The organism is Stenotrophomonas lacuserhaii (assembly GCF_014836545.1).
Lineage (GTDB): Bacteria > Pseudomonadota > Gammaproteobacteria > Xanthomonadales > Xanthomonadaceae > Stenotrophomonas > Stenotrophomonas lacuserhaii.
The window spans coordinates 21,135-28,024 of the sequence record NZ_JACSQS010000013.1 but is presented as its reverse complement, the minus strand read 5'-3'; the positions used below and the strand labels follow the sequence as shown (position 1 = coordinate 28,024).

The window sequence follows — 6,890 nt, the reverse complement described above, 5'->3', positions numbered from 1 at the left end:
AGCGGAAGGCAGAAGCGTGACGACCAACGGTCGTCACCTACCGAAGCAGGTTATCGCCTCATTCCACAGCAGGAGCATGACGGCCAGCGGCCGTCACTACCGACAGCCGCGGTTGCGCCGGGACAGTCAGCCGATGATGCGCTTGAACGGGGGCAGTGCGTCGATGATGCGCTTGCCGTAGCGGCGGCTGAGCAGGCGCGAATCGAGGATGATGACGCGGCCGGTGTCGGTGGAGGTGCGGATCAGGCGGCCGGCGAACTGGGTCAGCGTGCGCAGCGCGTGCGGCACGGCGATCAGGTTGAAGGCATTCAGCCCGCGTGCCTCGAACCACTCGCTCAGGGTGGCGGTCTGCGGATCGGTCGGCACCGCGAATGGCACCTGGGTGATCACCACCGTGGTACACGCCTCGCCCGGCAGGTCCAGGCCTTCGCCGAATGAGTTCAGGCCGAACAGCACCGAGCCTTCGCCTGCGGCAACCCGACGCAGGTGCTCGTCGATCAACCGGGTCTTGGACATTTCGCCCTGCACCAGCACCTGCTTGCGCTTGGCGGCAGGCATCAGGCCGGCTACTTTCTCCATCTTCCAGCGCGAGGTGAACAGCACCATCGAGCCTTTCTTCCAGTCCAGTTCCTTGCCGAGGTAACGCGCCACTTCGCGGGGGTGACCCTCGCGGTCATCCGGCGTAACCGGGAACGGCGGCACGATCAGCTCGGCCTGGTTGGGCAGGTCGAAGGGCGAGGACAGCGACACCATTTCAGCGTCCTCCGGGATGCCGTTGTCGATCGCCAGTGACTGGAAATCACCGCCGCCGGTCAACGTGGCCGAGGTCATCACCACCGAGTCCACTTCGTCCCACAACAGCTTGCGCAGTACATGCGCGGCCGATACCGGCGAGCCGTGCAACACCAGGTCGCCTTCGCGCGTGGCGGTGATCCAGCGTGCCATCGGCGGCGCGCCTTCCTTGTCTTCGCGGCGCCAGGCCTGCCACAGGTTGTACTGGCCTTCGACCATTTCCAGCGCCATGCCAAGGTTGCGCTGCAGGCGCTCACGGGCGGGATCGTCCTGCTTGCCCTTGGCCACCTGTGCATTGGCCGCGTGCGCCCAGTTGAACAGGCTGCGGGTGTCGTCGGCCAGCGCTTCGATCGGCTCGCGCCAGGCCTCGGGCAGGCGCCCGTTGGCCGCGCGCCACATCGGTTCTTCGTCGGCCGGCGCCGGCATCCACAGTGCTTCGACGTGATCGCGGAACGCGCGCAGCTGCTTGGCCACGTTGGTGGCGACATCGATGGCCTCGTTCGGCAGCAGGTTGCCAAGCCGGTCCTTGTCCACCGCACGGTAGGCACCGGCGATCAGGATCTGCAGGCGTCCCACGCGCTTGGCCATGTCATCCAGGGCCAGGCTGGCCGCGCCCTGGTCGATGGCCACGTTGCCGATGTGGTGGCCTTCGTCCAGCACCAGCAGCATGTCCGAGGGCGCGGCGATCAGCGGCTGGTTGTTCTCACTCTCGCCGATGGACAGCGCTGACAGCAGCAGCGCGTGGTTGGTGACCACGATCTGTGCATCGCGCACGGTGTTGCGCGAACGCAGCACCGCGCATTGCGCCGAATAGGCGCAGCGCCGTCCGGCACAGGCAGAGGCCGGCGTGGTGATGCGGCCGCGCAGCCCCGGGCTGATGGTTTCCGGAGCGTTGTCGATGTCACCGTCCCAGCTGCCGGAGGTGAAAGCCACCGTCAGCCGCGCGGCGATGTCCATTTCAATCGGGGCCAACGGCCGGTCGTACAACGGCTGCTCGTCTTCGAACATGCCGCCCTGCGACGCCTCGCCCTGCGCTTCGGCGGCATTGCGCGTGCACAGGTAACGGGTGCGGCCCTTGGCCAGCGCCACGGTGGCTTCCAGCCCGGTGGCCTTGAGGAAGTTCGGGATGTCACGCTCGACCAGCTGCGACTGCAACGCCACGGTGCCGGTACTGATCACCAGCTTTTTTTTGGTGGCGATGGCGATGGGTACGCCGGCGGTGAGGTAACCCAGGCTCTTGCCGACGCCGGTCGGTGCCTCCACCACGCCCACGCCGCCGCTCCTGGCCAACGCACGCGACACCACGCCGATCATCTGGCTCTGCGAGCGGCGGGTGGCAAAGCCGGGGGTGTTGGCCTGCAGCGTGGTGTACGCCTTGCGGATTGCATCCTTCAGGGCGTCATCAAGCATGCGCGGCACGGCGACGGGTTCGGTCACGCCAGGATTACCGGTACGGGATCAGGCTGCGTATTGTCGCACGCGGGACCGGCCCACCCGGGTCGGCGACGCTGAACCTGTCAGCCCGCTGCGGGCCGGTCCCCGCGCTGCCGCAGGGACCTTGCCGGGTCAGGCCGGGCGCGGCACGCCGCCGCGCAGGGCGCGCGTCAGTGCCCAGACCACCAGCACCAGGCCGAAGGCTTCGACCAGCGACAGCGCGAAATGGACCCCGTTGAGGATCATCCCGAGCCCGGCAATCGATCCGTACTGCCCGCTGTTGATCAGCCACAGCGGCAGCAGCGAAGCCAGCAGGCCGAACATACTGGTGGCGGCCAGCAGCAGCAGCCCGGCCAGCGCGCCGGTGCGTACCGGCCCGCGCGGTACGTCCATCACCCACACCACGCCGATGGTCAATGCGATCAGCACCGGCAGCCGCACCGCCGCCATGCTCAACACGGTCATCAGCAGATCGGTGCTTTCCATGTTCATTCCTCTCCGGTGAGGCGCGTGTTGCCACGCAGCCCGGCATATACCGCGTCGGTGTCCGGGCGGACTTCGTGCCACTGCTGGAAGCTCTCGGCGGCCTGTTCGACCAGCATGCCCAGGCCATCGACGGTGTTGCGGCATTCGGCCGAACGCGCCCACGCCAGGAAGGCGATCGCCGCATCACCGTAGTTCAGGTCCACCGCGGTGGTCATGCTGTTGACCAGCGACAGCGGCAGCTTGAAGGACGCACTGGGGTCACGGCCGGCCGAGGTCGCGTTGACGATCAGTTCGAAGTCGCCCAGGTCGTGCAGATCGTCCCAGTAGCGGCTGAGCGCACGGCCCGGCTCGCCCATCGCATCGATCAGTTCATCGGCGCGTTCCGGCGTGCGGTTGACCACCACCAGCTCGCGGATGCCGGCATCCAGTAGCGAGGGCGCCACCGAGCGTGCCGAACCGCCGGCACCCAGCAGCAGTACGCGGCGGCCGCGCAGGTCCTGGCCGTGGCGGTCGGTGAGGTCACGCACCAGCCCGGCACCATCGGTGGTGTCCCCGTGCCAGCGATCGCCCTTGCGCAGCAGCGTGTTGACCGAGCCGGCACGGGTGGCGCGCGCGGTGCGCGTGGTGCACACCGCAAAGGCCGCTTCCTTGTGCGGAAGGGTGACATTGGCGCCACGCCCGCCTTCGGCAGCGAACGCTTCCAGCGCGGCAAGGAAGCCGTTCGGCGCAGCATCGATGGCACGGTAGTCCACCGCGATGCCTTCCTGCCGGCCGAATGCGGCGTGGATGTCCGGCGACAGGGAGTGGGCGATGGGGTGGCCAAAGACAGCGTAGCGATCGGTCATGGAATCCTCGGATGGTTCGAAGGGGACGCCCTACACTGGGCCTCCCTGTACTGCCTGGACCTGGACGATGCGATCTGCCCTGCCCCTGCTGGTTGTGGCCGCCAGTTTACTCTGCGCCCCCGTGGCGATGGCGTTGAATGAGTTCGGCATCGAAGGCATGGGCGTGGTCTCGACCAAGGCCGGGGAAGGCCGCGCCAGCCTCCGCCCGGATGGCCAGCGCATCATCTTCGCCAGTGACCGCGTCGGCGGCAGCGGTGGCTGGGACCTGTGGCAGGCCGAGCTGCGCGAAGGCCGCTGGCAGGCGCCGCAGCCGCTGGCTTTGAACAGCACGGCCGATGACCTGGACCCGTACTTCAGCCACGACGGGCGCTGGCTGCTGTTCGCCTCCGACCGCGATGGGACGATGGCGCTGTACCGGGTGGCCATCGATGCGGATGGTCGCTTCGGCGCAGCGGAGCGCTGGCAGGAGGGCGGGGTGCTCACGGCGGAGCGTGGTGCGGCCTTGAGTGCGGACGGGCAGCGGTTGCTGTTCGCGCGGCAGGCCGGCAAGGGACGCGGTTGGGACCTGCATCTGGCGACCATAAGCGATGGAAAGCGCGGCCCGGCGGTTGCGCTGGAGGCACTGAACAGCGCGGCCGACGAAACCGACGGCGAGTGGTTGGGCAACGACGGTGCGGTGGTGTTCACGCGTGCCGGCGAGGGCACGGCCCAGCTGTGGCGCAGCGACTGCGCGTGGTCCGCGGCGGCGTTGCAGCCGGTGGCGTTGTCGTTCAATACGGCCGATGGGATGACCCATGCAGCGGTGGTCGATGCGGCCAGGCCGGGTGAACTGTTGCTGGTGAGCAGCAGCGCACGCGCGCCACGCGCGGGTGGTAGCGATGTGTACCGGATGATGGCGCCGCGGACGGTGGCGGTGGCCGGGTGTGGCAGCTGACGGGGAAGCGTGACGACCAACGGTCGTCACCCACCAGTGCGAAGAGCAGACGGCCAGCGGCCGTCGCTACCCCTTGCAGGCGGCCAGCGGCCGTCTCTACCGGTCCAGCAGGCTGGCGCGGGCCTGTTCGTACTCTGCTTCGCTGATGCGGCCCTCGTCCTTGCGCCGGTTCAACGCGGCCAGTTCAGCCTGCACCGCTTCGGGCAGCTGCAGCTCGCGCGATACGTGGGCGGCGGCCGACGGCAGTTCCGGTGCACGCCGTTTTTCGCGGAACGACGCCAGCGCCAGCCAGACGATCAGCGCGCCGAACACCACCACCCCGATGATCCAGATCATCCAGTGGCCAACGCCCAGGATCTCCATCGTTCCGTTCTCCTCGTGCAGAAGCCGCTATTGTCAGCGCTCGTGCAGCCAGCGCGCCACCTGCGGCGCGAAATAGGTCAGCACGCCGTCAGCGCCGGCGCGCTTGAAGCACATCAGCGATTCCATCACGCAGGCACGTTCGTCCAGCCAGCCATTGGCCGCGGCCGCCTTCAGCATCGCGTACTCGCCACTCACCTGGTAGGCGAAGGTCGGCACGCCGAAGGTTTCCTTGACCCGCCGCACCACGTCCAGGTACGGCATGCCCGGCTTGACCATCACCATGTCCGCGCCTTCTTCCAGGTCCAGTGCGATCTCGCGCAGGGCCTCATCACCGTTGGCCGGATCCATCTGGTAGGTCTTCTTGTCGGCCTTGCCGAGGCTGCCGGCACTGCCCACCGCGTCGCGGAACGGACCGTAGAAGGCCGATGCGTACTTGGCCGAGTAGGCCATGATGCGGGTGTTGATGAAACCGGCTTCGTCCAGCCCACGGCGGATGGCGCCGATGCGCCCGTCCATCATGTCCGACGGCGAAATGACATCCACGCCGGCCCGCGCATGCGACACCGACTGCTTCACCAGTGCTGCCACGGTGATGTCGTTGAGCACGTAACCACTGTCATCGATGATGCCGTCCTGGCCGTGGGTGGTGTACGGATCCAGCGCCACGTCGGTCATCACCCCCAGCGTCGGGAAGCGTTCTTTCAATGCGCGCACCGCACGCTGCGCCAGCCCGTCATCGGCCCATGCGGCTTCGGCATCCAGCGACTTCAATGCCGGATCGATCACCGGGAAGATGTCGAGCACCGGGATGCCCAGCTCCACCGCCGCTTCACCGACTTTCAGCAGTTCTTCGATGGACAGGCGCTCCACGCCCGGCATCGACGGGATCGCGGTGCGGCCAGCATGCTCATGCACGAACACCGGATGGATCAGGTCGTCCACGGTCAGCGTGTTTTCGCGCATCATCCGGCGCGAGAAATCATCGCGGCGCATGCGGCGGGGGCGGTACAGGGGGTGCGACATGGGGGGCTCCGTCAAGGCATCAGGTCACTGCAGGCGATAGTCGCGCGGCAGCAGGGGGTCGGGTAGCGGGCGCTGGCCGAGCGCGTCCAGTTGGTCGATTTCAACGGTACGCACCATCGCATCCAGCGGCAGGTCGTTGGGCTCGGTACCGAAGGGGTCTTCCATCTCTTCGCCCAGTTGGTCCAGGCCGAAGAAGGCATACGCCAGCACCGCCGACAGCACCGGCGTGGCCCAGCCCAGCGAACTGGCCAGGCCGAACGGCAGCAGCACGCAGAACAGCCACGCGCAGCGGTGCAGCAACAGGGTGTAGGCGAACGGCAGCGGGGTGGCGAGGATGCGCTCGCAGCCGGCCTGGATGGAGGACAGCGCATGCAGGCGCTCTTCCAGCTGGGCATACAGGATCGGCGACAGCCGGCCGGCGTGCAGCGGCACGGCCAGCTCGGCGGCGATCATAGACAGCAGCGCGTCCAGGGTGTTGCGACGGTCATGCAGCAGCACGCGCTGGTCGGCATCCAGCCATGGGCGTGCCGCCTGCGCTTCGTCCGCGCCGCGCAGGCGCGCGGCCAGGCCGTGCGCGAAGGCAATGGCGAGATGGCCGATACGCGTGCGCCGTGGCGCATCGTCGGGCAGCAGCTGCTGCACCTGGCGGGCCAGCGAGCGCGACTCGAAAATGAGCTGACCCCAGAGCTTGCGGCCTTCCCACCAGCGTTCATGGCAGGCGTTGTTGCGGAAACTGAGGAAGATCGACAGCACCAGGCCAAGCAGCGCGAACGGCGCGGAGGACACCCGTTCGATGCCCGGCACGTTGCCCAGTTCCACCACCGCCGACACGACGATGGCCAACAGCAGGATCGCCAGCACCTTGGGCGCCACCGCCGGAACGATGGAGCCCCGCAGGATGTACAGCAGCTGCCAGCCGTGCGGACGTGGGCGGATGATCATGGGGCGTCGGGGGCGTTGCGCGCCGATCTGGCGCTGGGCAGGGCCGGGCGGCCCTCGGGCTGGTCATTGTA

7 protein-coding genes are annotated in these 6,890 nt (G+C 68.0%); 1 reads left to right on the top strand and 6 read right to left on the bottom strand.

The features are described from left to right. Positions 1-126: 126 nt before the first annotated feature. The 3 genes from dinG to aroE form a co-directional block, all read right to left on the bottom strand. On the bottom strand, positions 127-2,202 hold the full coding sequence (gene dinG / locus H9654_RS12545) for an ATP-dependent DNA helicase DinG (RefSeq protein WP_182656408.1): 2,076 nt from the start codon (positions 2,200-2,202) through the stop codon (positions 127-129). A gap of 156 nt (positions 2,203-2,358) precedes the next feature. Then, a complete protein-coding gene (locus tag H9654_RS12540) occupies positions 2,359-2,712 on the bottom strand; it encodes a hypothetical protein (protein ID WP_191771107.1) in 354 nt (117 codons plus the stop codon). 2 nt (positions 2,713-2,714) lie between these two features. Continuing rightward, on the bottom strand, positions 2,715-3,557 hold the full coding sequence (gene aroE / locus H9654_RS12535) for a shikimate dehydrogenase (RefSeq protein WP_191771106.1): 843 nt from the start codon (positions 3,555-3,557) through the stop codon (positions 2,715-2,717). A 67-nt stretch (positions 3,558-3,624) separates the two neighbouring features. On the opposite strand from aroE, the gene H9654_RS12530 reads away from it, so the two are divergent. Next, entirely contained in the window at positions 3,625-4,491 is an 867-nt protein-coding gene (locus H9654_RS12530) for a TolB-like translocation protein (RefSeq protein WP_191771105.1), read from the top strand. A gap of 96 nt (positions 4,492-4,587) precedes the next feature. Here the strand turns inward: H9654_RS12530 and H9654_RS12525 are convergent, their stop codons facing one another. The 3 genes from H9654_RS12525 to H9654_RS12515 are packed head-to-tail and all read right to left on the bottom strand — an operon-like array spanning position 4,588 to position 6,819. Further along, positions 4,588-4,854 (bottom strand): gas vesicle protein GvpG, encoded by a 267-nt coding sequence (locus H9654_RS12525; protein WP_191771104.1) that lies wholly within the window; start codon positions 4,852-4,854, stop codon positions 4,588-4,590. A 33-nt stretch (positions 4,855-4,887) separates the two neighbouring features. Continuing rightward, positions 4,888-5,877 carry a porphobilinogen synthase gene (gene hemB / locus H9654_RS12520; RefSeq protein WP_042613203.1) on the bottom strand — a complete coding sequence of 330 codons (990 nt, stop codon included), beginning with the start codon at positions 5,875-5,877 and terminating at the stop codon, positions 4,888-4,890. 24 nt (positions 5,878-5,901) lie between these two features. Continuing rightward, the gene (locus H9654_RS12515; RefSeq protein WP_191771103.1) at positions 5,902-6,819 is read right to left on the bottom strand and encodes a bestrophin family protein; all 918 of its coding nucleotides are present in this window, start codon (positions 6,817-6,819) and stop codon (positions 5,902-5,904) included. Positions 6,820-6,890 lie beyond the last annotated feature (71 nt).

What these genes read in the sequence shown, in the direction of transcription:
- H9654_RS12540 (WP_191771107.1), bottom strand. Translation starts at nt 2,712, where the DNA reads ATGGAAAGCACCGATCTGCTGATGACCGTGTTGAGCATGGCGGCGGTG.
- dinG (WP_182656408.1), bottom strand. Translation starts at nt 2,202, where the DNA reads ATGCTTGATGACGCCCTGAAGGATGCAATCCGCAAGGCGTACACCACG.
- aroE (WP_191771106.1), bottom strand. Translation starts at nt 3,557, where the DNA reads ATGACCGATCGCTACGCTGTCTTTGGCCACCCCATCGCCCACTCCCTG.
- H9654_RS12530 (WP_191771105.1), top strand. Translation starts at nt 3,625, where the DNA reads ATGCGATCTGCCCTGCCCCTGCTGGTTGTGGCCGCCAGTTTACTCTGC.
- hemB (WP_042613203.1), bottom strand. Translation starts at nt 5,877, where the DNA reads ATGTCGCACCCCCTGTACCGCCCCCGCCGCATGCGCCGCGATGATTTC.
- H9654_RS12525 (WP_191771104.1), bottom strand. Translation starts at nt 4,854, where the DNA reads ATGGAGATCCTGGGCGTTGGCCACTGGATGATCTGGATCATCGGGGTG.
- H9654_RS12515 (WP_191771103.1), bottom strand. Translation starts at nt 6,819, where the DNA reads ATGATCATCCGCCCACGTCCGCACGGCTGGCAGCTGCTGTACATCCTG.